The 21,387-nt window shown below is 69.6% G+C and carries 19 protein-coding genes, 1 tRNA gene and 1 other RNA gene; 16 read left to right on the top strand and 5 right to left on the bottom strand.

All coding sequences use genetic code 11. The features are described from left to right. Nucleotides 1-4: 4 nt before the first annotated feature. The gene (locus tag KQ303_RS06780) at nt 5-967 is read left to right on the top strand and encodes an urease accessory protein UreD (protein WP_259729715.1); all 963 of its coding nucleotides are present in this window, start codon (nt 5-7) and stop codon (nt 965-967) included. Between the two features lie 10 nt (nt 968-977). Here the strand turns inward: KQ303_RS06780 and KQ303_RS06775 are convergent, their stop codons facing one another. Further along, a complete protein-coding gene (locus KQ303_RS06775; protein ID WP_259729714.1) occupies nt 978-2,411 on the bottom strand; it encodes a TolC family protein in 1,434 nt (477 codons plus the stop codon). 143 nt (nt 2,412-2,554) lie between these two features. Between KQ303_RS06775 and KQ303_RS06770 the strand changes: the two genes are divergently transcribed. The 12 genes from KQ303_RS06770 (at nt 2,555) to galE (ending at nt 16,981) form a co-directional block, all read left to right on the top strand. Beyond that, nucleotides 2,555-3,742: a hypothetical protein gene (locus tag KQ303_RS06770; RefSeq protein ID WP_259729713.1), complete on the top strand. Its 1,188-nt coding sequence runs from the start codon at nt 2,555-2,557 to the stop codon at nt 3,740-3,742. Continuing rightward, nucleotides 3,739-3,969 (top strand): hypothetical protein, encoded by a 231-nt coding sequence (locus KQ303_RS06765; protein WP_259729712.1) that lies wholly within the window; start codon nt 3,739-3,741, stop codon nt 3,967-3,969. The genes KQ303_RS06770 and KQ303_RS06765 overlap by 4 nt, the downstream gene beginning before the upstream one ends. After that, nucleotides 3,966-5,123 (top strand): FUSC family protein, encoded by a 1,158-nt coding sequence (locus KQ303_RS06760; protein WP_259729711.1) that lies wholly within the window; start codon nt 3,966-3,968, stop codon nt 5,121-5,123. The genes KQ303_RS06765 and KQ303_RS06760 overlap by 4 nt, the downstream gene beginning before the upstream one ends. A 90-nt stretch (nt 5,124-5,213) precedes the next feature. Further along, nucleotides 5,214-5,516, top strand: a complete 303-nt coding sequence (locus tag KQ303_RS06755) for an urease subunit gamma (RefSeq protein ID WP_094513867.1) — start codon at nt 5,214-5,216, stop codon at nt 5,514-5,516. A 23-nt stretch (nt 5,517-5,539) separates the two neighbouring features. Then, nucleotides 5,540-5,857: an urease subunit beta gene (locus tag KQ303_RS06750; RefSeq protein WP_094513865.1), complete on the top strand. Its 318-nt coding sequence runs from the start codon at nt 5,540-5,542 to the stop codon at nt 5,855-5,857. A gap of 84 nt (nt 5,858-5,941) precedes the next feature. Further along, a complete protein-coding gene (gene ureC / locus KQ303_RS06745; RefSeq protein ID WP_259729710.1) occupies nt 5,942-7,651 on the top strand; it encodes an urease subunit alpha in 1,710 nt (569 codons plus the stop codon). Between the two features lie 126 nt (nt 7,652-7,777). Further along, nucleotides 7,778-9,217 carry a circularly permuted type 2 ATP-grasp protein gene (locus KQ303_RS06740; RefSeq protein WP_259729738.1) on the top strand — a complete coding sequence of 480 codons (1,440 nt, stop codon included), beginning with the start codon at nt 7,778-7,780 and terminating at the stop codon, nt 9,215-9,217. After that, nucleotides 9,211-10,284 carry an alpha-E domain-containing protein gene (locus tag KQ303_RS06735; RefSeq protein WP_259729709.1) on the top strand — a complete coding sequence of 358 codons (1,074 nt, stop codon included), beginning with the start codon at nt 9,211-9,213 and terminating at the stop codon, nt 10,282-10,284. The genes KQ303_RS06740 and KQ303_RS06735 overlap by 7 nt, the downstream gene beginning before the upstream one ends. Then, nucleotides 10,269-11,159 (top strand): transglutaminase family protein, encoded by an 891-nt coding sequence (locus KQ303_RS06730; RefSeq protein ID WP_259729708.1) that lies wholly within the window; start codon nt 10,269-10,271, stop codon nt 11,157-11,159. The genes KQ303_RS06735 and KQ303_RS06730 overlap by 16 nt, the downstream gene beginning before the upstream one ends. 139 nt (nt 11,160-11,298) lie before the next feature. Further along, complete coding sequence (locus KQ303_RS06725) at nt 11,299-13,755, top strand: glycogen/starch/alpha-glucan phosphorylase (protein WP_259729707.1); 2,457 nt, start codon at nt 11,299-11,301, stop codon at nt 13,753-13,755. Nucleotides 13,756-13,757: 2 nt separating this feature from the next. Further along, nucleotides 13,758-15,884 carry a transglutaminase family protein gene (locus KQ303_RS06720; protein WP_259729706.1) on the top strand — a complete coding sequence of 709 codons (2,127 nt, stop codon included), beginning with the start codon at nt 13,758-13,760 and terminating at the stop codon, nt 15,882-15,884. A gap of 74 nt (nt 15,885-15,958) precedes the next feature. Further along, complete coding sequence (gene galE, locus KQ303_RS06715) at nt 15,959-16,981, top strand: UDP-glucose 4-epimerase GalE (protein ID WP_259729705.1); 1,023 nt, start codon at nt 15,959-15,961, stop codon at nt 16,979-16,981. Nucleotides 16,982-16,984: 3 nt separating this feature from the next. On the opposite strand, the gene KQ303_RS06710 is transcribed toward galE, so the two are convergent. Together KQ303_RS06710 and rimM are read right to left on the bottom strand one after the other, a co-directional pair. Further along, complete coding sequence (locus KQ303_RS06710) at nt 16,985-18,487, bottom strand: mannose-1-phosphate guanylyltransferase/mannose-6-phosphate isomerase (RefSeq protein WP_259729704.1); 1,503 nt, start codon at nt 18,485-18,487, stop codon at nt 16,985-16,987. 43 nt (nt 18,488-18,530) lie between these two features. Then, a complete protein-coding gene (gene rimM, locus KQ303_RS06705) occupies nt 18,531-19,115 on the bottom strand; it encodes a ribosome maturation factor RimM (RefSeq protein WP_259729703.1) in 585 nt (194 codons plus the stop codon). 52 nt (nt 19,116-19,167) lie between these two features. Between rimM and KQ303_RS06700 the strand changes: the two genes are divergently transcribed. Continuing rightward, nucleotides 19,168-19,353, top strand: a complete 186-nt coding sequence (locus KQ303_RS06700) for an NAD(P)H dehydrogenase subunit NdhS (protein WP_255100566.1) — start codon at nt 19,168-19,170, stop codon at nt 19,351-19,353. Here KQ303_RS06700 and rnc read toward each other — a convergent pair. Together rnc and rnpB are read right to left on the bottom strand one after the other, a co-directional pair. Continuing rightward, on the bottom strand, nt 19,331-20,107 hold the full coding sequence (rnc, locus tag KQ303_RS06695) for a ribonuclease III (protein WP_259729702.1): 777 nt from the start codon (nt 20,105-20,107) through the stop codon (nt 19,331-19,333). The genes KQ303_RS06700 and rnc overlap by 23 nt on opposite strands. A gap of 7 nt (nt 20,108-20,114) precedes the next feature. Continuing rightward, nucleotides 20,115-20,529, bottom strand: an RNA gene (gene rnpB / locus KQ303_RS06690) — RNase P RNA component class A. A 45-nt stretch (nt 20,530-20,574) separates the two neighbouring features. On the opposite strand from rnpB, the gene KQ303_RS06685 reads away from it, so the two are divergent. Continuing rightward, nucleotides 20,575-20,648: transfer RNA gene (locus KQ303_RS06685), tRNA-Arg, on the top strand. Nucleotides 20,649-20,706: 58 nt separating this feature from the next. Beyond that, nucleotides 20,707-21,303, top strand: coding sequence for an arsenate reductase ArsC (locus KQ303_RS06680; protein ID WP_311134132.1), 597 nt, complete (start codon nt 20,707-20,709; stop codon nt 21,301-21,303). The last annotated feature ends 84 nt before the right edge of the window (nt 21,304-21,387 follow it).

Below are 21,387 nucleotides of genomic sequence, written 5' to 3'. Positions count from 1 at the left end.
AGAAATGTGGCGACCGCTACCTGACGGCCGCCGCTTCGCTCGCAGCATCGGCTCACTGCCCCTTCCCCTCCTGGCCCACGTCATCGTTGCGGATCCGCCCCCATCCACCAGCAGCTGGCGTGGTGAGGCCAGTCTTCGCTTCGCCCTCTCGCCCTCGGCGCCGCTCACCCTGCACCAGGGGGGAGCCACCTCGCCGCTGAAGATCCAACGCGCCTTCAGCCGCGCCGATGGCCGCTGTGAGTTGCCCTTGCTGCACACCGCCGGAGGCCTGGTGGGCGGCGATCAGCTGGCGATCGACACCCGGCTGGAGGCCGGCAGCCGGGCCCTGGTCACCAGCGTGGCGGCGCAGAAGGTCTATGGCTCGATCGGCCGCTCCCGCCTGGCGCCTGAGGGCCAGTGGGCGCGGCAGTTGCTGGCGTTCCGCCTGGAGGACGGCGCCGATCTCGAATGGCTGCCCCAGGAGCTGGTGCTGTACGCCGGCGCGCTCTACGAGCAGGACAGCCGGGTGGAGCTGGCGGCTGGAGCCAGCTGGCTGGGCGCCGAAGTGGTGCGGCTCGGCCGCAGCGCCGATGGTGAATCCCTCGGTGCCGGTCGCTGGCGATCCTCGTTGGCGATCCGCCGTGAAGGGCGCTGGAGCGTGGTCGATCGCCTGGAGCTGGGCGGCGGGAGCCTCGATCACGCCCACGGGCTGGGCGGTGCTCCGGTCTTCGGCAGCCTCGTGTGGGCGGCGCCGGCGCCGGTGAGCGAGGAGCTGCTGCTGCGCTGCCGCGACGACCGCCAGGGTCTGGTGGGGGAGATGGCCTGCGGCCGCCTCGATCAGGGCCTGGTGGCCCGCTACCGGGGCCCTTCCACCCAGGCGGCCCGCTACTGGTTCACGCGCCTCTGGGCGCGCATTCGCGCCGAACGGGGGCTGGCGCCGCCCCAGCTGCCGCGGGTGTGGCCGTTCCAGGAGTCGCCGTTCGGCTGAGCCGGCGGTGTCAGGGCGCTGTGGGGCTGGGCGCTGGCCTTGCGGTGCTGGGCTGGGGCTCTGCGGCGCCGGTTTCCAGCTCCAGGCCGGCGCGGCTGAGGTTCCAGCGGTGGATGGACACCGCCAGGGCAGTGCGGGCCAGCTGCAGATCCCGCTGGGTGATCATCACCTCCAGGATCGGGCTGATGCCGGCGCGATAGCGCAACTCGGCATCGCGAACCGCCAGCTCACCGGCACGGGCGGCGGCGGCGGCAGCGGTGATCTGAGCGGCGGTGGCGCGGTGGGTCTGCCACCAGGTTTCCACGTTCTGAATGATTGCCTGCTCGGCGCTGGCGATGGCGATCTGCTGCTGCTCCACCTGCCGTTGCGCCACGGCGGTGGCGGCCCGGGCGCTGCCGCCGTCGAACAGGGGCTGGCGCAGGCTGATCAGGGCGCCCCAGTCGTAGAAGCTGCCCGACTGGCTGGCGCCGGCGCTCTGTTGCGGCAAGGCGGCGCTGGGGCCCGAGGAAAGCCCCACGGTGGTGCTGGTCGACAGCACCGGCAGGTTGATCCGGTTGGCATTGATGCCGCCCCCGAGCAACAGCCCCACCGACGGCAGCCGCGCCGCCCTGGCCAGCTGCACCTGGGCCAGCTGGGCCTGGCGCTGCTGCTCCAGCGCGGCGAGGCTGGGGCGATCCAGCAGTGAGCGGCGGATCGTGCTGGGCAGGTCCTGTCCCCAGGCCGGTCCGGGTTGCAGGCGATCTGTGGCGGCCACGGCTTGATCCGCGGGTAGGGCAAGCAGCCGCGCCAGCCCGCTGCGGCTGATTTCCACCTGGGCTTCGGCCTCTGCCAGGCCGCGCCGATCGTTCTCGAGCAAGGCCTCGGCCTGGGCGCTGTCGCTGCGGCTGGCCAGGCCGCGGGCCCGGATGGCGTTCACGTCCCGGCGCAGCCGCGTGGACACATCCAGCGACCGCTGCCACACCGGGATCAATGCATCGGCGAGCTGCAGATTGAGGTAGGCGGTGGTGATGGCGAAGCGACTGATCCGCTGCTGCTCCATTTGCTGCGACCGTGCGGCCGCCAGGTTGGCCCTGGCGGCATCCCTGAGCGGGCCACGGCGAAAATCGATCAGCGGATAACTGAGCGCCAGACCGAGATTGCCGAAGGCGTTCTGCACCACCGCATACCCCTGGCTGCCCAGGTTGAGGTTGAGGTCGCCGATGGTGGAGACATTGCTGATGAAGTTGATGTCGGTGCCCACCTGGGCGTAGGTGCCCAGGCCCAGCAGATCCAGCTTCGGCAGGAAGGCGCTGCTGGCCAGTGCCACGAGTGAGCTGCTCTGCTCGATGGCCACCGCGGCGCTCTGCAGCGGCAGCGAACGCTCCAGCCCCAGGGCCAGCGCCTGCTCGAGGCTGAGGCGCAGCACGGCCGGAGGCGGGCCTGGTGTGGCCGCTGTGGCTGGCATGGCTACGGTGGCCGTCAGCAGCGGCCAGGCGATGGCCCACCAGGCGATCTGGCCTCGGCAGCTGCGGCCAACCAATCGACACCACCGGACGTGGCGCGTACCCTACGTGCTCCTTTCGGTGGTGCCCTTCGGGCCTGTGGCGAATGCCCGAAGCGCCGGCCAGCAGCACCACGGCGCCAGCGCCGCTGTTGCCCCGACTGCTGCCGATCGCGGCCGTGAGTGCCCTGGCGCTGACCTGGGCCTTCGCCCCCGGGGTGCCTGTGCTGGTGCATGGCGGCGCCCTGCTGATGGAGCCGGACAGCCGCGCCGGCGTCTATGCCCGCTCCGCCGGCCAGATTCAGCGCCTGGCGGCGGCGGTGGGGGCGCCGTTGCGTCAGGGCCAGCTGCTGGCCACGATCAACCGGGTTGATCAGGCGGCACCGGGGGGCGGCTGGGTGGCGGCCAACCCTGAGGCGATCCGGCGCCAGAACCAGGCGATCGATCTCCAGCAGCAGGCGATGCGCAGCCAGATCGACACCCTGCGCACAAGCAATCAGCCGATCGGCCAACAGCTCGCCGCCCTCGAATCGCTGCGGCGCGACGAGGTGATTCCGCGCTACAGCCCGCTCTGGGTGGGAGCTCAGGACCTCTACCTGCGCAACCGGAGCCAGATCCGTGCCCTGGAAGGTCAGATCGCCCAGCTGGAGGCCGGCCGCGCCGAACTGCAGGCCCAGCTGGTCAGCCAGCAGGTGTTCTCCCCCCGCGCCGGCACGCTGTTGTCGCTGCTGGTGGCCCCGGGGCAGGCGGTGGTTCCGGGCCAGCGGATCGCGGTTGTCGGAGCCCCTCCGCAGGCGGTGTCACGCCACCGCACCGCCATCACCCTGTTCACCGAGGCCGACGCCAGCCGCCTGCGGCCCGGAGCCCGGGTCCAGGTGGAACCCCAGCTTCAGAGCCGTGACCGCTACGGCGGCACCGCGCAGCGTTACGGCGCGCTGACGGGCCGCATCCGTTCGTTGTCACCGATCTCCCTGGATGCCGAAGCGCTCACCCATGTGCTGGGCGACAGCGATCTGGCGGCCAGCATGGCGGCCCGGAGCCGCCAGGAGGCCTTCGGGGAAGGCGGCGATCCGCTCGCCACCCTGGGCAACAAGGTCACCGCGCCGGTGATGCTGGTGCTGGTGGATCTGGAGCCGGCCGCCACCCCCAGCGGCCTGCGCTGGAGCGGTGGCAACGGCCCCGATCTTGAGCTTGAGAACGGCACGCCGGCCCTGGCCCGGGTCGAGCTGGAGCGGCGTCCGCTGGTCAGCTTCGTGCTGCCGTTTCTGCGCTGGCTGGGGGGGACCGAGCGATGAGCAACCCCCGCGCTGAGGCCGTCGCCGCCCGCGCCCGCCGCCGCCCGTTGCGGCAGTCGCTGGTCCCCTGGCTGGCGCCCTGGGCGTCCCCGGCCCCTTGGCTGGCCCTGCTGTTGCTGGCGCTGGCGGCCGCCAGCAGCCCGCCCCGGCTGTGGTTCTGGGTGGCTCTGCTGGGGGTGGTGCTGCTGGTGGGTTGGATCCAGGCCCTCGGCGGCCGGCCTCGGTGACAGGCGCCGCAGCCCCGCTGCCCTCGCGGGGCCTGCGTGCCGCCCTGGTGATCGCCCAGGCCAGCGGCTTCACCGCGGCGCTGGCGGCCGGCCTGGGCCTCGACAGCAGCGCGGCCGCCTACGGGGTGATCGTGGCGGCGCTGGTGGTGCGCCCGGATTTCAGCCGCTGGCCCCTGCCCGTGTACCCGGTGCTGGTGGGGCTGAGCGGCCTTTCGATGGCGATCGGGCTGCTGATCGGTGAGGCCTTCGCCGGAGCGCCGGAGGTGTTCGTGTTCGGCCTGGTGGCCGCGCTCATGCAGGTCCTGATGCTGCTGCTGCCCGGCGCGTTGCGGCCGCTCGGCAACGTGCTCGCCATCACCGGTGTGCTGCCGCTGCTGAACGCCACCAGCAGCTGGCTGAGCCTGGGCAACGAACTGGCCGCCATCGCGCTCGGGCTCGTGGTCGGCAGTGTCGTGCAGGTGGTGTGGAGTCCGGCGGGGCACCAGGCGCCAGCGGAGGAGCCTGAGCCGGCTGCCGCCGACCCGCCGCTGGCCGCGCGCCTGGCGGCGGGTCTGGCCTCGCCGTTCTTCTGGCGCAAGCTGGTGGTGGCCGTACTGGCGTTGCCGATCGGCGAAGGCCTCGGCGCCGTCGCCCCCAAGTACCTCTATTTCGGCGTGGTGCTGCTGCTCAACGACAGCCTCGGCGCCACCCTGGCCCGGGTGCGCGATCGCATGGTGGGAGTCAGCCTCGGTGTGCTGATGCCGCTGCTGGTGTTTGACAGCTTTGGCCTCAGCCCGCTCAGCACCGCCGTGGTCATGGGCGGAACCGCGGCGCTGGTGGTGGCGCTGCAGGGCGAGGCGTACCTGCGCACCGCGCTGATCTCCAGCGGGGTGGCCTTTGTCGGTTACGGACCGCTGGTGGCCTGGTACATCCCCCACCGCTGGCTGGATTACCTGCTGGGCTCCGCTTTGGCCGTGGCGGCGGGCCTGCTGTTCCGGCCCACCTCCGCACTGCAGCAATACCGTGCCCTGCTGCGCCGGAGCCCGGTTGCGCAGGACGCTGCCCGGCGGCTGTATCCGGCGGCGCTGGAGGAGGCCCGCTGGACGGGGCAGGTGCCTCCCGCCTTGCCGGCTGTGCCGGGGCCGCTTGCGCAGGCAACAACGGTGGGGCCATGACCGACGCCGCTGCTGGCGCAGCGAACGTTCCTGCTGAACCTGCTCCAGCCCCGCGCCGCTGCAAGAGTGTGGCCGGCAATCGCGTCCCCCATGCATCTCACCCCCCAGGAGAAGGACAAGCTCCTGATCGTCACCGCGGCCCTGCTGGCGGAACGGCGCCTGGGTCGCGGTCTCAAGCTCAACCACCCCGAAGCCGTGGCCTGGCTCAGCTTTCAGGTGCTGGAAGGCGCCCGCGATGGCAAGAGCGTGGCCGCGCTGATGGAGGAGGGCAGCACCTGGCTCCGGCGTGACCAGGTGATGGAGGGCGTTCCCGAACTCATCCCCGAGGTGCAGATGGAGGCCACCTTCCCCGACGGCACCAAGCTCGTCACCCTCCACGACCCGATCCGCTGATCCCCCCTGATCGCTCCGCCTGCATGTCTCCTCTGATCCCTGGCGAACTGCTGCCGGAGCCCGGCAGCCACGAACTCAACGCCGGCCGGCCCGTCACCACGCTCAATGTGGCCAACCGCGGCGACCGCCCGGTGCAGGTGGGCTCCCACTTCCATTTCTATGAAGCCAACGACGCGCTGGTGTTCGACCGCGACAGTGCCCGCGGCCAGCGGCTCGACATCCCGGCCGGCACGGCGATCCGCTTCGAGCCCGGTGATCAGCGGGAGGTGCAGCTGATCCCCCTGGCCGGCGCGCGCCGGGTCTTCGGCTTCAACGGCCTTGTCAACGGCCCGCTCGACTGAAGCGGCGCCACCAGCGCGCGCTGCCCTTGCCCTGCGACGGCCACCCCAGCCACCCCCCACCGTCCTCCTCGACTTTCCTCAGCCATGCCCTATCGGATGGATCGGCGGGCCTACGCCGAAACCTATGGCCCCACCACCGGCGACCGGCTGCGGCTGGCCGACACCGAGCTGTTCCTCGAGGTGGAGAAGGATTTCACCACCTACGGGGAAGAGGTGAAGTTCGGCGGCGGCAAGGTGATCCGCGACGGCATGGGTCAGGCCCAGACCCCCCGCTCCGGGGGGGCCGTGGACACCGTGATCACCAATGCTCTGATCCTCGACTGGTGGGGGATCGTCAAGGCCGATGTGGGCCTGCGCGACGGCCGCATCTGCGCGATCGGCAAGGCGGGCAACCCCGACATCACCGATGGGGTGACGATCGTCATCGGTCCCGGCACCGAGGCGATCGCCGGCGAGGGCCACATCCTCACCGCCGGCGGCATCGACACCCACATTCATTTCATCTGTCCGCAGCAGGTGGAAACCGCCCTGGCCAGCGGGGTCACCACCCTGCTCGGTGGCGGCACCGGCCCGGCCACGGGCTCCAACGCCACCACCTGCACCCCCGGCGCCTTCCACATGGCCCGCATGCTGCAGGCGGCTGAAGGGCTGCCGGTGAACCTGGGCTTCTTCGGCAAGGGCAACGCCAGCACCCCCGAGGCGCTCGAGGAGCAGATCCGTGCCGGTGCCGTCACCCTCAAGCTCCACGAAGACTGGGGCACCACCCCCGCGGCCATCGACTGCTGCCTGTCCGTGGCGGATCGCTTCGACATCCAGGTGGCGATCCACTCCGACACCCTCAACGAAGCAGGGTTCGTGGAGGACACGATCCGCGCCATCGGCGGCCGCACCATCCACACGTTCCACACCGAAGGCGCTGGCGGCGGCCACGCGCCGGACATCATCCGCATCTGCGGCGAAGCCAACGTGCTGCCCAGCTCCACCAATCCCACGCGCCCCTACACGCGCAACACCCTGGAGGAGCACCTCGACATGCTGATGGTGTGCCACCACCTCGATCCCTCGATCCCGGAGGATGTGGCCTTCGCCGAATCGCGCATCCGCCGCGAAACGATCGCCGCCGAAGACATCCTCCACGACATCGGCGCCTTCTCGCTGATCGCCAGCGATTCCCAGGCCATGGGCCGGGTCGGCGAGGTGATCACGCGCACCTTCCAGACCGCCCACAAGATGAAGGTGCAGCGGGGAGCCCTGCCGGGCGACTCGGAGCGCAACGACAACACCCGCCTCAAGCGCTACATCGCCAAGGTCACGATCAACCCGGCGATCGTGCACGGCCTTGACAGCCAGATCGGTTCGGTGGAGGTGGGCAAGCTGGCGGATCTGGTGCTCTGGAAGCCGGGTTTCTTCGGGGTCAAGCCGGAGATGGTGATCAAGGGCGGCTCGATCGTCTGGGCCCAGATGGGCGATGCCAACGCCTCGATCCCCACCCCCGGCCCGGTGCATGGCCGCCCGATGTTCGCCGCCTTCGGCAAGGCCCTGGCCCCCAGCTGCCTCACCTTCCTCTCCCAGGCCGCCCTCGAGGACGACCTGCCCAGAAAGCTGGGACTCGCGCGGCCCTGCGTGCCGGTGGTGAACACCCGCGGCATCGGCAAGGCCGAGATGCGCAACAACACGGCCCTGCCGAAGGTGGAGGTGGATCCCCAGACCTATGAGGTGTTCGCCGATGGGGAACTGCTCACCTGTGAGCCCGCCGACGTGCTGCCGATGGCGCAGCGTTATTTCCTGCTCTGAGGGTCGGATTCACCGCCAGGGCCGATCAGGCCGGGCCGGAGCCTAGGCCGGCCGGGCCTGATCGGTAGCAACCATGACGGGTCGGCCCCGCGCCGCTGTTCATGATTGAGCCCGATGCGGCTGCCCATGTTCACCGACTACAAGCCCGCAAAGGGCTACGACGAATACTTCAGCGCCTCGTCCCAGCCCCGCGCCGCCCTGCGGCCCCTGCTCTCGTCCCTGGGCCAGCTGGGCATTGAAGAGATCAACCGCAACCACGCGGCCGCCGGCATGCTGCTCAAGCGCCTCGGGGCCACCTTTCGCCTCAATGGCTCCGGTGAGCAGGGCGGCGAGCGGATCCTGCCCTTCGACCCCCTGCCGCGGCTGATCCGCGCGGGCGAATGGCAGCGCCTGGAGAAGGGCCTGATTCAGCGTCTTGAAGCGATCGACTGCTTCCTCGCCGACGTTTACAGCGACCAGAAGATCCTCAACGACGGCGTCATCCCCCGCGCCGACGTAATCAGCTCCCACGGCTGGCGCCCGCAGATGGCGGGGTTCAAGCCGCCGCTGGGTCGCTGGTGCCACGTTTCCGGCCTCGATCTGATCCGTGACGGCAAGGGCACCTGGCGCGTGCTGGAAGACAACCTGCGCTGCCCCTCGGGCGTGGCCTACTTCCTGGAAAACCGCCGCGTGATGAAGCGGATGTTCCCCAGCCTGTTCTCCGGGCCCACGGTGCAGCCGATCGACGATTACCCCTCCCATCTGCTCCAGACCCTGCGGGAACTGGCCCCCTGGACCGACACTCCCTCGGTGGTGCTGCTCACCCCGGGCGTGTTCAACAGCGCCTATTTCGAGCACAGCTACCTGGCCCAGCAGATGGGCATCCAGCTGGTGGAGGGCCGCGATCTGGTCTGCGAGGGCAACCGGGTGTGGATGCGCAGCACCGCCGGGCTCGAGCCGGTGGATGTGATCTACCGCCGCATCGACGACGACTTCCTCGATCCGGCCGTGTTCCGCAGCGATTCGATGCTGGGCGTGCGTGGGCTGATGGAGGCCTATGCCGCCGGCCGGGTGGCGATCGCCAACGCGCCGGGCACCGGCGTCGCCGACGACAAGCTGATCTACGCCTACGTGCCGGACATGATCCGCTACTACCTGGCGGAGGAGCCGATCATCGAGAACGTTCCCACCTACATCTGCGCCCGGCCCGAGGACCAGGCCTACGTGCTGGCCCACCTCAAGGACCTGGTGGTGAAAGCGGTGGGAGAAGCCGGGGGCTACGGCATGCTGATCGGCCCGCACGCCGAGCCGGCCGAGATCCTCTCCTTCGCCGACAAGATCAAGGCCGATCCCCGCAACTTCATCGCCCAGCCCACCCTGGAGCTCTCCACCGTGCCCTCGCTCAGCGAAGGTGAGCTCTACCCCTGTCACGTCGATCTGCGGCCCTACGTGCTGCGGGGCAAGGGGGCCTGGGTGAGCCCGGGCGGCCTCACCCGGGTGGCGCTGCGCCGCGGCTCGCTGGTGGTCAACTCGTCGCAGGGCGGAGGATGCAAGGACACCTGGATCGTGGATGAGACCTCATGCTGAGCCGCGTCGCCGATTCCCTCTACTGGATCAACCGGTACGTCGAGCGGGCCGAGAACATCTCCCGCTTCCTTGAAGTGAGCGAGGCGATGGCGCTCGACTGCCCGCCGGGCAGCGCCGAACCCTGGCTGCCGTTGATCGATGCCAGCGGCGACCGCGAGCTGTTCGACCGCCTCTACCCCGATGGTGGCCCCACCGATGTGGTGCGCTTCCTGGTGCGCGAGCCGGACAACCCGAGCAGCATCGTCAACTGCATCGCCACCGCCCGCGAGAACGCCCGCCAGATCCGCGAGGTGATCACCACGGAGATGTGGGAGCAGATCAACGACCTCTACCTCACACTCAAGGAAAGCGACCATTTCTGGCGCCTGCCGGCCCAGGAGCAACTGCACGAGGTGCGCCGGGCCTGCCAGCTGTTCTATGGCGTCACCGATGCCACGCTCAGCCGCGATCTCTCCTGGCAGTTCAGCAAGCTGGGGCGCCTGGTGGAGCGCGCCGACAAGACCAGCCGCATCCTTGATGTGAAGTACTTCCTGCTGCTGCCGAGCCCGGAGGAGGTGGGCGGCGTGCTCGATGAGCTGCAGTGGATCTCCCTGCTGCGCTCGGCCGGGGCCTATCAGATGTTCCGCCAGTCGCAGCAGCGGGCGATCGAGCCCAAGGCGGTGGCGGCCTTCCTGCTGCTTGATCCGATCTTCCCCCGCTCGGTGCGGTATTGCCTCGAAGGCCTCAGCAAGTCGCTGCGGGTGATCCGCGGCAACCCCGTGCCCGGCCCGCCCGACGACCTGGAATGCCTCTCCGGTCTGATGCTGGCCAACTGGAGCTACGTGCGCATCGACGAGCTGATCGGGCGTGGCCTGCATGAAGCGATCGACCAGTTCCAGAGTGATCTCAACCACCTGCATGGTCTGATCAGCGACCGCTACTTCGACACCGTCATCCACGCCACTCAATCCCCGGCCTGCGTGCAGTCGGGCTCTGGCGAGACTCAGTCGATGGCCTCCTCCAGCGCCTCGGCTGTGCCCCCGCCACCCCTGCCCACCGCCTCCTCCCCGGCATGCGCGCCCGCGTAACCCATACCCTTTCGTATCGCTACAGCGCGCCGGTCCAGCTGGGTCCCCATCGCCTCTGCCTGCGGCCCCGGGCCCACGGGTTCCAGCGTCTGGTGAGTTTCGAGCTGTTCTTCTCGCCCGATCCCCACCGGCTGCATCTGCTGGTGGCCGCCAGCGGTGATGACGTGCTGCGGGCTCGCTTCGCCGGCAGCACCGACAGCTTCGAGATCCGCGCCACCAGTGAGGTGGACACCCAGATGCCGCCCTTGCTGCAGGCCTGCCTGGAGGAGAACGAGCCCATGCTGCCCTATCCGGTGGGCCTGCTGAACAGCGACCTCAAGGGCTCCCTCGATGGCTGGCTGCCCAATGGCCAGCACGAGCCGGCGGCGGTGGAGCTGGCCCAGGAGGCCTTGATGGGCAGCGACCAGCGGGCGCTGATGTTCCTGCAGCAGCTGGTGGAGATGATCCAGGACCGGGTCAAGTACACCCAGCGGCATGTCGGGCCGGCCTGGCCCGCCGGCCGCACGCTCAAGGAGCGGGTGGGCTCCTGCCGTGATCTGGCCGTGCTGATGATCGAGGCCTGTCGCTGCGTGGGCCTGCCCGCCCGTTTTGTTAGCGGCTATCACCTGGTGGAGCCCAGGCCGCAGCGCTACGACCTGCATGCCTGGGCGGAGGTGTATCTGCCCGGTGCCGGTTGGCGGGGCTTCGATCCCAGCGGCCAGGGGGCCATCGACGACCGCTACATCCCCCTGGCCACCTCCTCCAAGTCCGGCCTTACCGCGGCGGTGTCGGGAAGCTTCTCCGGACCGCCCGGCGTAAAAAGCGAACTCAGTTGGGCGATCACCGCCGATGTGCTGAGCACGGAGCACACCCTGCCGAACCTGCTCCAGCTCTGACCTGGTGCCGCTTCCGGCCGCATCGGCGGGCTGGCCGCCCAGGCGCGGCAAACGGGAAATGAACCTGAATTGGTAACCGTTGGCGCAGCATCAGGGCCACAGTCCGCAGCATGAAGGTCCGATTGCTGATAAGCACCCCATGGCCGCCACCACAGCACCCCCCGCCGACCGCGACTACTTCTCTTCTGCGGATGGTCGGGCGCTGGCGGAGGGCATCCGCCGCCACCTGTTCTCCAGCCTGGCCAAGTCGCCATCGTTGGCCACCCGCCACGACTACTACCGCGCCCTGGCGCTGGCGGTGCGTGACCAGCTGCTGCACAACTGGGTCGACACCGCCGAGGCCTACACCCAGGAAGGGGTGCGTACCGTCAGCTACCTCTCCGCCGAGTATCTGCTTGGCCCACACCTCGACAACAACCTGGTGAACCTGGGGTTGCGCGAGGCGGCCAAGGACGCCTGCGACGAACTTGGTGTCGACCTTGAGGAGCTGATCGCCGAGGAGCCCGAACCGGGCCTGGGCAACGGCGGCCTCGGCCGCCTGGCGGCCTGCTTCCAGGAATCGTTGGCCAGCCTGGAGCTGCCTGCGATCGGTTACGGCATCCGCTACGAGTTCGGCATTTTCCGCCAGCAGATCAGCAACGGCTGGCAGGTGGAGAGCACCGATCCCTGGCTGGCGCAGAGCAACCCCTGGGAGGTGATTCGCCCCGAGTGGACCTACCCGGTGCAGATCGGCCAGCACGTGGTGCTGGGCGTCGCCTACGACACGCCGATCCTTGGCTATGGCGTCAAGACCACCAACACGCTGCGGCTGTGGTCGGCGCAGGCCCCAGAGGCCTTCGATTTCGCCTCCTTCAACGCCGGTGACTACACCCGCGCGGTGCTGCAGAAGGTGGAGTCGGAAACGCTCTCCAAGGTGCTGTATCCCAACGACGAGCTTGAACAGGGCAAGCGCCTGCGGCTCAGCCAGCAGATCTTCTTCGTGAGCTGCTCCCTGCAGGACATGTTCCGCATCCTCAAGGGGCAGGGCCTGCCGGTCACCGAGTTCCACCACAAGTTCGCGGTGCAGCTCAACGACACCCACCCGGCCATCGCCGTGGCCGAGCTGATGCGGCTGCTGATCGATGAGCACGGCGCCGACTGGGACACCGCCTGGTCGATCACCACCGCCAGCGTGAACTACACGAACCACACGCTGCTGCCTGAAGCGCTCGAGACCTGGGGGCTGGAGCTGTTCGCCCAGCTGCTGCCTCGCCAGCTCGAGATCATCTACGAGATCAACGCCCGCTTCCTGCGCATGGTGCGGATCCGCTACCCAGGCCAGCCCGAGCTGCTGGAGCGGCTGTCGCTGATCCAGGAGGGGCCCCAGCGCAAGGTGAGGATGGCGAACCTGGCGGTGGTGGGCAGCCAGAAGGTGAACGGGGTGGCGGAGCTGCACAGCAACCTGGTGCAGCAGCAGCTGTTCCCCGAGTTCGCCGATCTCTGGCCCGATCGCTTCACCAACGTCACCAACGGCGTTACGCCCCGCCGCTGGATCGCGGTGGCCAATCCGTTCCTCTCCGGCCTGCTCGACGAGACGATCGGCCGCGGCTGGCGGCGGGATCTGGCCGAGCTCAAGGGCCTCGAGGTCCATGCCGACGACGGTGCCTTCCTGGAGCGCTGGCGCAGCGTGCGCGACCAGGCCAAGCAGCGGCTGGCCGCCACCATCCACCACGACCTCGGCGTGCTGGTGGACCCCTCGTCGCTGTTCGACGTCCAGGTGAAGCGGATCCACGAGTACAAGCGCCAGCACCTGGCCGCGCTGCAGATCGTGGAGCGCTACCTGCGGCTGCGCAACGGCGAGGACCTGCCGCCCCGCACCTTCATCTTCGGGGGCAAGGCGGCGCCGGGGTATCACATGGCCAAGCTGATCATCCGGCTGATCGGCGGCATCGCCGAGATCGTGAACATGGACCCGGCCATGGACGGCCGCATGCGGGTGGTCTTCCTGCCCAACTTCAGTGTCAGCCTCGGCCAGAAGGTCTATCCCGCTGTGGACCTCTCCGAGCAGATCTCCACCGCCGGCAAGGAGGCCTCCGGCACCGGCAACATGAAGATGGCGCTCAACGGCGCCGTCACGATCGGCACCCTCGATGGCGCCAACGTGGAAATCCGCGAGCTGGTGGGCCACGAGAACTTCTTCCTGTTCGGCCACACCGCTGAGCAGATCGAATCGCTCAACCGCAACGGCTACCACCCGATGCCCTGGCTGGAGAACGATCCGATCGCCCGCGAAGCGATCGAGCTGATCGGCTCGGGCCACTTCAGCGAAGGCGACCGCGACCTCTTCCACCCGCTGCTGGCCAACCTCTGCGGCAGCGATCCGTTCCGGGTGATGGCCGACATGGGCGACTACCGCCGCGCCCATAACGCCGTCGATCAGGCCTGGCAGAACGCCGCCAGCTGGAGCCGCATGTCGGTGCTGAACACAGCCCGCTGCGGCTTCTTCTCTTCCGACCGCTCGATCGCCGAGTACGCCGAACGCATCTGGAAGGTGGCGCCGGTGCCGATCAATGCCTGCACCGTGATTCCTGCCAGCCTGCGGACTACCCCTCACTGACCATGCCCGTCACCCCCGCGTCTGCGCCCGCCGACTCCCTGCAACGGCCCGCGCCCCCTCCCCTGACTTCCACTCCCGGCTGGATGGCGGACACGGCCGTTGAAGCGGAGCACCGGCTGCAGGCCGCGGGCATCCACCTCACCCTGGGCGGTGAACCCACCTACGTGCCGCTCAAGCCCGAGGGGGCTGAATGGTCGGTCACCGCCGATGGGCCCACCAAGCTGGTCTACGCCCATGGGCTGGCGGCGGAGATTCAGCGCCGCAGCTGGCCCGGCAGCACCTTGATGTACTGCCCGGGCAAGCGCTACGACGGCGAGGTGAACCCGCGCTGGGCGCTGCGGTTGATCACCGGCCTCGATGGCCTGCCCCTGGTGCGCTGGCCCCAGGACGCTGCGGCGGGGCGTCCACCGGAGTTCGGTGCGCCCTTCTGCCTGCCTCCTCTGCCGCGCAAACGCGCCAAGGCCTTTCTGGAGGCCGTCGGCTCGGCCCTGGGCTGCAGCTTCAAGCCGCTCAAGCTCAAGGATCCCCTCGCCCCCGACAACCGCGTCTGGGCGGTGCCGCTCTGCCACCACGCCGAGGCCAGCGAAGAGGGCGACCCTGCGGGTTGGCAGGCGGCCGAGTGGAGCCTCGACAAACGGCTCTGCCGCCTGCTGCCGGCCCCCGGTCCGGCCGGGCTGCGCCTGCCGCTTGTGCATTTCCCCGAGGGGGTGCTGCGTCAGGTGCTGACGCTGGAGATCCGCGATGACAGCTGGAACCTGTTTCTGCCGCCGCTGGCGCGCGAGCCCCTGCTCGAGCTGCTGACGGTGATCGCCGCCGCCAGCGCGGGCTGGAGCCAGCCCGAACTCAGCGGCATGCTGCCTGTCGATGTGGACGGCCAGTGGCAGGTGCTGGGCCTCACCGCCGACCCCGGCGTGCTGGAGGTCAACCTGCCGGTGTGCCACGGCTGGGCCGACTACACCGGCTGGATGCAGACCCTGGCCGAGGCGGGCGTGGCGGTGGGCCTCTGCAGCTCGAAGGGTGAGGGCCTGGAGCAGCAGGGCACCGGCGGCGGCAACCACCTGCTCTGGGGCGGCGCCAGCCTTGAGGCCAACCCGTTCTTCAGCCGGCCAGCCTGGCTGGTGGCGATCCTGCGCTTCTGGCAGCACCATCCCAGCCTCTCCTATCTGTTCAGCAACAGCTCGGTGGGCCCGTCCTCCCAGGCGCCGCGGCTCGATGAGGGCAGTGCCAGCCCGCTCGATCTCCGACTGGCCCACAGCGCGCTGGAGCAGTTGCCCGAGGGCGATCAGCGGGTGCTGATCAGTGAAACCCTGCGTCACCTCCATGCCGACCGCAGCGGCAACACCCACCGCAGCGAAATCAGCTTCGACAAGTTCTGGAACCCCGCCTGGCCCAGCGGCTGCCAGGGCCTGATCGAATTCCGGGCGATCGAGGCCCTGCCCAGGGCGGAGTCGGCCGCGGCGATCGCGCTGCTCTGGAGCGCGCTGGCGGCGCACCTGCTGGATCCGATCCACCGCCCCACCGAGCTGATCACCTTCAACGAGCGCCTCCACGATGAGGCGCTACTGCCCCATGCGCTCTGGAGCGATCTGCAGGAGGTACTTCAGCAGCTGGATGCCGACGGTCTCGACATGCAGCCCGAGCCCTACCGGCAGATCTGGAACTGGCGCTTCCCGTTGCTGCTCTCCTGGGAGCAGCAGGGCGCCCGGCTGGAGATCCGCCGTGCCCTGGAGCCCTGGCCGCTGCTGTGCGACACCCCGGCGGAGGGCGGCACCACCAGCCGCTTCGTCGACAGCTCCCTGCAGCGCCTGGAACTGCGGGCGAACGAGGCGTTCCTCGCCGCCTACCGGCTGCGCCTCTGCGGCCGCGACCTGCCGCTCGCGGACGGCTGGCTGGGGATCCGCTACCGCCACAGCAGCCTGTTCCCTTCCCTGCATCCCTGCATCCCGAACCAGTTGCCCCTGCAGCTGGAGATCCTCGCGGCAGGCAGCGGGGAGCGGCTGGTCTGCTTCCGCCGCGATGGTGAGCCCCATCACTTCGTGCCCGATCCTGAGCCCCTCGAGCCGCTGGCGGCGCCGGCCTGGCCGTTGCCGGAGCCCGGCCTGCGCACGATCGACCTCCGCCTGGGTTGAAGCGCCCCCGAGGGGCGAGGCGGCTGGCCACCGCTACCGATCAGTAGTGTCCGAAAGCACACCCAGCCTTCGCAATGGCCGCGCTTCTGATCACCGGTGGGGCAGGCTTCATCGGCAGTCACCTCTCTGTGCTGCTGCTGCAGCTGGGCCATCGCCTGGTGGTGCTCGACGACTTCTCCAACAGCTCCCCGGAAGCCCTGCGCCGGGTCGAGGAACTGGCGGGGGCGCCGCTGCATCTCATTCAGGGCGACATCCGTGATCCGGCCGCCCTGGAACGGGCGTTCGCCGCCGCAGCGATCGAGGCCGTGATCCATCTGGCGGGTTGCAAGGCGGTGGGGGAGTCGGTAGCCGACCCGCTGCGCTACTGGGATGTGAACGTGGGCGGCAGCGTGCGGTTGCTGGCGGCCATGCGCCAGGCCGGTTGCCGCACGATCGTCTTCAGCAGCAGCGCCACGCTCTATGGCTTCACCAGCGTGGTGCCGATCCCCGAATCCGCGCCGGTGGCACCGGTGAACCCTTACGGCGAAACCAAGGCCGCGGTGGAGCGCCTGCTGGCCGATGTGGCGGCCAGCGAACCCGGCTGGCGGGTGGCCCTCCTGCGCTACTTCAACCCCTGTGGCGCCCATCCAAGCGGCCGCATCGGCGAAGACCCGGGCGGCCTGCCCAACAACCTCTTCCCCTTCGTGAGCCAGGTGGCGATCGGCCGGCGGCCTTTCCTGCGCGTCTTCGGCGGTGACTGGCCCACGGCCGATGGCACCGGCGTGCGCGATTACATCCACGTCATGGACCTAGCCGACGGCCATCGCGCGGCCCTTGAGGTGCTGCTTGCAGAAGCTCCCCAGCGCCTTACCCTCAACCTCGGCAGCGGCGCTGGGCATTCGGTGCTGGAGGTGGTGCGCGCCTATGAGCGGGCCAGCGGACGGCCGATCGCCTACCGCATCGAAGAGCGTCGGCCTGGGGATGTGGCGGTGTCGGTGGCGGATCCCGCCCTGGCGGCCGAGCGGCTGGGCTGGCGCACCGAGCGTGGCCTGGACGTTATCTGCCGGGACGGCTGGGCCTGGCAGTCGGCCAATCCGGCGGGGTATGGCCCCGGTTAAGCGTCAGCTGGCCGCCTGGGTGATGCCGCGGTGGGGGGCGTCGGTGCGGCCGTAGACGTCATCGAAGCGCACGATGTCGTCTTCGCCGAGATAAGGGCCGCTCTGCACCTCGATCATCTCCACGGCGATCTTGCCGGGGTTCGACAGCCGGTGCTTCGAGCCGAGCGGGATGTAGGTGCTCTGGTTCTCGCCCACCATCTCCTGGAGGCCGTCTTTCTCCACCACGGCGGTGCCCTTCACCACCACCCAGTGCTCGGCGCGGTGGTGGTGCATCTGCAGCGACAGCGAAGCGCCCGGTTTCACCAGGATCTTCTTCACTTGCCAGCGCTCTCCCTCCACAACGCCGTCGTAGTGGCCCCATGGGCGGTAGATGCGGCGATGGGCCTTGCCTTCCGAGGCGCCCGCCGCTTCCAGCTGGTTGACGATCATCTTGACGTCCTGGGCCCGGTCGCGGTGGGCCACCAGCACCGCATCGTCGGTTTCGACCACCACCAGATCATCGACGCCGAGGCCCACCACCAGCCGGTGCTCGCTGCGCAGATAGCAGTTGCGCGACCCCTCGCTGATCACCCGGCCGCGCAGCACGTTGCCCGAGGCATCCCGCTCGCCGGTGTCCCACAGGGCGCTCCAGCTACCCACATCGCTCCAGCCCGCCTCCAGCGGCAGCACCGAACCGAGCGCCGTGCGCTCCATCACGGCCACGTCGATGGCCAGGCTGGGGCAGCTGGCAAAGGATTCCTGCTCCAGGCGCAGGAAATCCAGGTCGGCGGAATCCTGCTCCAGGGCGGCGCGGCAGGCGCTCACCAGCTCGGGGGTGAGCCGCTCCAGCTCGGCCAGGATGGCGCTGGCCTTGAACAGGAACATGCCGCTGTTCCAGGTGAAGCGGCCCGAGGCGAAGAACTGCTCGGCGGTGGCCCGGTCGGGCTTCTCCACGAAGCGGGCGATCGGCACCGGCTCCAGGGGGCCGGCGGCGGCACCGTTTGTGGGCACAGCGGCGAAGGGCAGGGCCGCCTCGATGTAGCCGTAGCCGGTTTCAGGCGCGGTGGGCACGATGCCGAAGGTCACCAGGCGGCCGGCCGCGGCGGCGGGACGACCCGCCGTGATCGCCGCGCGGAAGGCGGCGCCGTCGCGGATCACGTGATCGGCGGCCAGCACCAGCAGCAGCGGATCCTCACCGCGGGCGGTGGCCTGCAGGGCGGCCACGGCGATCGCCGGCGCGGTGTTGCGCCCCACCGGCTCCAGCAGGATCGCGGCTGGATCCACGCCGATCTGGCGCATCTGCTCGGCCACGATGAAGCGGTGGTCTTCGTTGCAGACCAGCAGGGGCGGCGACAGCTGGGGCAGGCCCTCCAGCCGTTGCTGGGTCTGCTGCAGCAGGGTGGTGTCGTCGCTGCCGGCCAGCGCCCAGTACTGCTTCGGGTAGGAGGCGCGCGAGAGCGGCCAGAGCCGCGTGCCGGTCCCTCCGCAGAGAATCACCGGCACGAGAAACGCGATCTCTGAGCTCATGGTCGGAGAAGAGACCGTGTGAGCACTCAGTTTATGGAGGGTCTCAGGGATCGAGCAAACCCGGCGGCGGTGTGATTTCCAGCCACCCTTCGCTGACCTCCACCCGCGGCACGATCGGTGTCACGAAGGGGATCAGCACCCGCCGCCCCTCGCTCAGCCTCACCTCTAGCAGGTCATTACCGGCGTGGATCAGGTCGACGACGGTGCCGATCGGCGTGCCGCCGGGCGCCAGCCGCACCTCCAGCCCCTGCAGATCGAACAGGTGAAACTCCCCCTCGGCCAGCGGCGGGCGGTCACTCGCTTCCACCAGCAGGTCGTGCTGCACGATCGCCTCCGCCGCCGAGCGGTTGCCGATCCCCTCCAGCCGCACCACGAACAGCTCCCGCCCCGGCAGCTGACGGCCGCTGAGCAGGCGCACGGGCCGGGGGGGCTCCTGCTGCTTCCGCAGCCAGCGAGGCCCCGGGCGGGTGAAGCGCTCCGGGAAATCGGTGCGCGGCAGCACGCGCAGCTCCCCTTCCAGGCCCTGGGCGGCCACGATCCGCCCCACCACCAGCCAGGGATCGGCCGCTGGGGCCTCCTGCGGCGGCGGCTCAGCCCCATCACGGCGCGGTGGTGCCCCTTTTGCCATCCCCGCTCGCCTGCATCAGCATCGATAATGGCGCCACCCCTTCAGACCACCGATGGCTGTCAGCGCGCTGCCGATCCTGCCCGGGTCCACCGTGGTGGTCCGCGACCCCCGCTCGATCTACAACGGCTACCGCGGCTTCGTGCAGCGCCTCAGCGGCAAGCAGGTGGCGGTGCTGTTCGAGGGCGGCAACTGGGACAAGCTGGTGACCCTGCCCCTCAGCAGCCTGGAGCCGGCCTGAGCTCTGCGGAGCCCTGTTCCAGCTCCAGCACCCTGAGCGCCGCGCTGGCCGCCTGCTGTTCGGCCTCGCGGCGCGAACGGCCCCAGCCTTCGCCCAGCGGTGATGCGGCGGCGTAGCTGGCCACCACCACGGCGCTGCGGAAGCGGCGCGGATCGCCATGCCCCTGGCTGCACTCTTCACAGCGGTAGGCGGGCAGACCCAGCCCCCGCGCCTGGGTCCATTCCTGCAGGGCCTGCTTCCAGTTGTGGCGGTGCGGATCGGCCAGGAGGGCCGCGATGCTCTCCGACCAGTGGGGGGAGAGCCAGCGGTGCACCGGCTCCAGGGTTCCCCAGGTTTCGTAGAGCGCGCCGATCAAGGCTTCACAGGCCTCCGCACGGATCGTGCGCCGCGCTGCGGCATCCCCAGCCGCCATGGCGCCAAGCCGCACCACCGCATCGATCCCGCAGCGATCGCCCAGGTCCGCCAGCCAGCGGTCGCTGACGATCTGGGCCCGCAGCTCCGAACGCGCGCCCACGCTCAGCTGCGGGTGTAGGCGCTGCAGGTGCTCGGAGGCGGCCAGCCGCAGCACCGCATCGCCGAGAAACTCCAGCCGCTCATGGTTGCGCGCCAGGCCGGCGGAGGTGTGGGTGAGGGCCTCATCGATCGGAGCCAGACCCGACGGGCCCGTGCTGGGCTCCTCCAGCCCCAGGCTGGCCAGGAAGGCCAGCAGCTGGCGCTGCCGGCGGGGGCTCAGCGTTGGGCCTGGGGGCGTCATCGTCAGGGGGTGAAAGCAGGACGTAAGCCGGGTTCTGTTCCGTTCCGCCGGAGCGGACCGGGGCGGTCATCTATCTGGGACCGTTGTTACCAACGGCCTCGAGCGGCACACATGAAGCGGGACGGGTGTCATGGCCAACCCTTGTCCCTCGGCCTTGCTCCCGGCCGGGGTTTACCGAGCCAGCACCTCTCGATGCTGCTGGTGCGCTCTTACCGCACCTTTGCACCCTTGCCTGTGCTCGGTGGGCGAACCCCCCTGAGCCATCGGCGGTGTGTTTCTGTGGCACTCTCCTCACGGTCACCCGCACTGGGCGTTACCCAGCAAGCCTGGCCATTCGGGAGCCCGGACTTTCCTCAACCGGGCCCGGCGCCCGGCCCGAAGACCGAAACGCTGCCCCGATTGCGACCACCTCGCCTGCTTTCATGGTCCATCATGCCCGCGTGGGCGGAGCTCATAATGGGCCGCAAGGGGCTGTAGCTCAGCCGGATAGAGCGACGGTTTCCTAAACCGTAGGTCGTGGGTTCGAGTCCCGCCAGCCCCGTGCTTCCTGAACGCAGCCGAAGCAAGGGCTCGTGTGCTGCCTGCGACCCGGGAAGCGCATGGGCGCCAGGCGTGGCCATCCGATTCCGACCGCCGCCGGTAGTCCCTGGGCGGTTCACCAGTTCTTCGGCCGCTCACCAGCGCCTGAGCGGTTCAGCACGGGCCGGGGGATGGGGCCGCCCTCAACCAACCCATTGCGCAGCAACCTTGTGACGAAGAGAGCCAGGCAGCGAGTGCTGGTGGTGTGCACCGGCAATTCGGCGCGCAGCATCATGGCTGAAGCCCTGTTTCAGGCCCTCGGTCAGGGGGCCGTCGAGGTCGTCAGCGCCGGCAGTGCCCCCACCGGGCGGGTCAATCCGCTGGCGCTGGAGCAGATCAGCCGCTTGCCCGTCGACCCCGGCCAGTTCACCAGCAAAAGCCTGGCGGCGGTGCTGGAGGCCTCGGCCGACCCGTTCGATCTGGCGATCACCGTGTGCGATCACGCGGCCCGTCACTGCGACCCGCTGCCAGCCGACGCCACGCGGCTGCATTGGGGGCTGCCCGACCCTGCTGCGCACACAGAGCTGAAAGAGGCCAGAACGGCCTTCTCCGCCTGCTTCGACCTGCTGGCCGAGCGAATCGGCGACCTGCTGGACGCCGAACTCCCACAGGCCTGATCAGCTCCTTGAGCGATTCAGGCTCCAGTCGTAGGGGAGGTGTATCAGGCGGTAGTCGCCCCCCAGCAGCAGCTGCTGCTGGGG

This window comes from Synechococcus sp. CS-1333 (assembly GCF_025128015.1).
In the GTDB taxonomy this organism is placed as follows: Bacteria; Cyanobacteriota; Cyanobacteriia; order PCC-6307; family Cyanobiaceae; genus MW101C3.
This window is presented reverse-complemented; position numbering and strand designations above follow the sequence as displayed.

What these genes read in the sequence shown, in the direction of transcription:
- KQ303_RS06755 (WP_094513867.1), top strand. Translation starts at nt 5,214, where the DNA reads ATGCATCTCACCCCCCAGGAGAAGGACAAGCTCCTGATCGTCACCGCG.
- rimM (WP_259729703.1), bottom strand. Translation starts at nt 19,115, where the DNA reads ATGGCAAAAGGGGCACCACCGCGCCGTGATGGGGCTGAGCCGCCGCCG.
- KQ303_RS06730 (WP_259729708.1), top strand. Translation starts at nt 10,269, where the DNA reads ATGCGCGCCCGCGTAACCCATACCCTTTCGTATCGCTACAGCGCGCCG.
- KQ303_RS06765 (WP_259729712.1), top strand. Translation starts at nt 3,739, where the DNA reads ATGAGCAACCCCCGCGCTGAGGCCGTCGCCGCCCGCGCCCGCCGCCGC.
- KQ303_RS06720 (WP_259729706.1), top strand. Translation starts at nt 13,758, where the DNA reads ATGCCCGTCACCCCCGCGTCTGCGCCCGCCGACTCCCTGCAACGGCCC.
- rnc (WP_259729702.1), bottom strand. Translation starts at nt 20,107, where the DNA reads ATGACGCCCCCAGGCCCAACGCTGAGCCCCCGCCGGCAGCGCCAGCTG.
- KQ303_RS06725 (WP_259729707.1), top strand. Translation starts at nt 11,299, where the DNA reads ATGGCCGCCACCACAGCACCCCCCGCCGACCGCGACTACTTCTCTTCT.
- KQ303_RS06750 (WP_094513865.1), top strand. Translation starts at nt 5,540, where the DNA reads ATGTCTCCTCTGATCCCTGGCGAACTGCTGCCGGAGCCCGGCAGCCAC.
- KQ303_RS06680 (WP_311134132.1), top strand. Translation starts at nt 20,707, where the DNA reads ATGGGCGCCAGGCGTGGCCATCCGATTCCGACCGCCGCCGGTAGTCCC.
- KQ303_RS06775 (WP_259729714.1), bottom strand. Translation starts at nt 2,411, where the DNA reads ATGCCAGCCACAGCGGCCACACCAGGCCCGCCTCCGGCCGTGCTGCGC.
- KQ303_RS06710 (WP_259729704.1), bottom strand. Translation starts at nt 18,487, where the DNA reads ATGAGCTCAGAGATCGCGTTTCTCGTGCCGGTGATTCTCTGCGGAGGG.
- KQ303_RS06735 (WP_259729709.1), top strand. Translation starts at nt 9,211, where the DNA reads ATGCTGAGCCGCGTCGCCGATTCCCTCTACTGGATCAACCGGTACGTC.
- KQ303_RS06740 (WP_259729738.1), top strand. Translation starts at nt 7,778, where the DNA reads ATGTTCACCGACTACAAGCCCGCAAAGGGCTACGACGAATACTTCAGC.
- galE (WP_259729705.1), top strand. Translation starts at nt 15,959, where the DNA reads ATGGCCGCGCTTCTGATCACCGGTGGGGCAGGCTTCATCGGCAGTCAC.
- ureC (WP_259729710.1), top strand. Translation starts at nt 5,942, where the DNA reads ATGCCCTATCGGATGGATCGGCGGGCCTACGCCGAAACCTATGGCCCC.
- KQ303_RS06780 (WP_259729715.1), top strand. Translation starts at nt 5, where the DNA reads ATGTGGCGACCGCTACCTGACGGCCGCCGCTTCGCTCGCAGCATCGGC.
- KQ303_RS06700 (WP_255100566.1), top strand. Translation starts at nt 19,168, where the DNA reads ATGGCTGTCAGCGCGCTGCCGATCCTGCCCGGGTCCACCGTGGTGGTC.
- KQ303_RS06770 (WP_259729713.1), top strand. Translation starts at nt 2,555, where the DNA reads ATGCCCGAAGCGCCGGCCAGCAGCACCACGGCGCCAGCGCCGCTGTTG.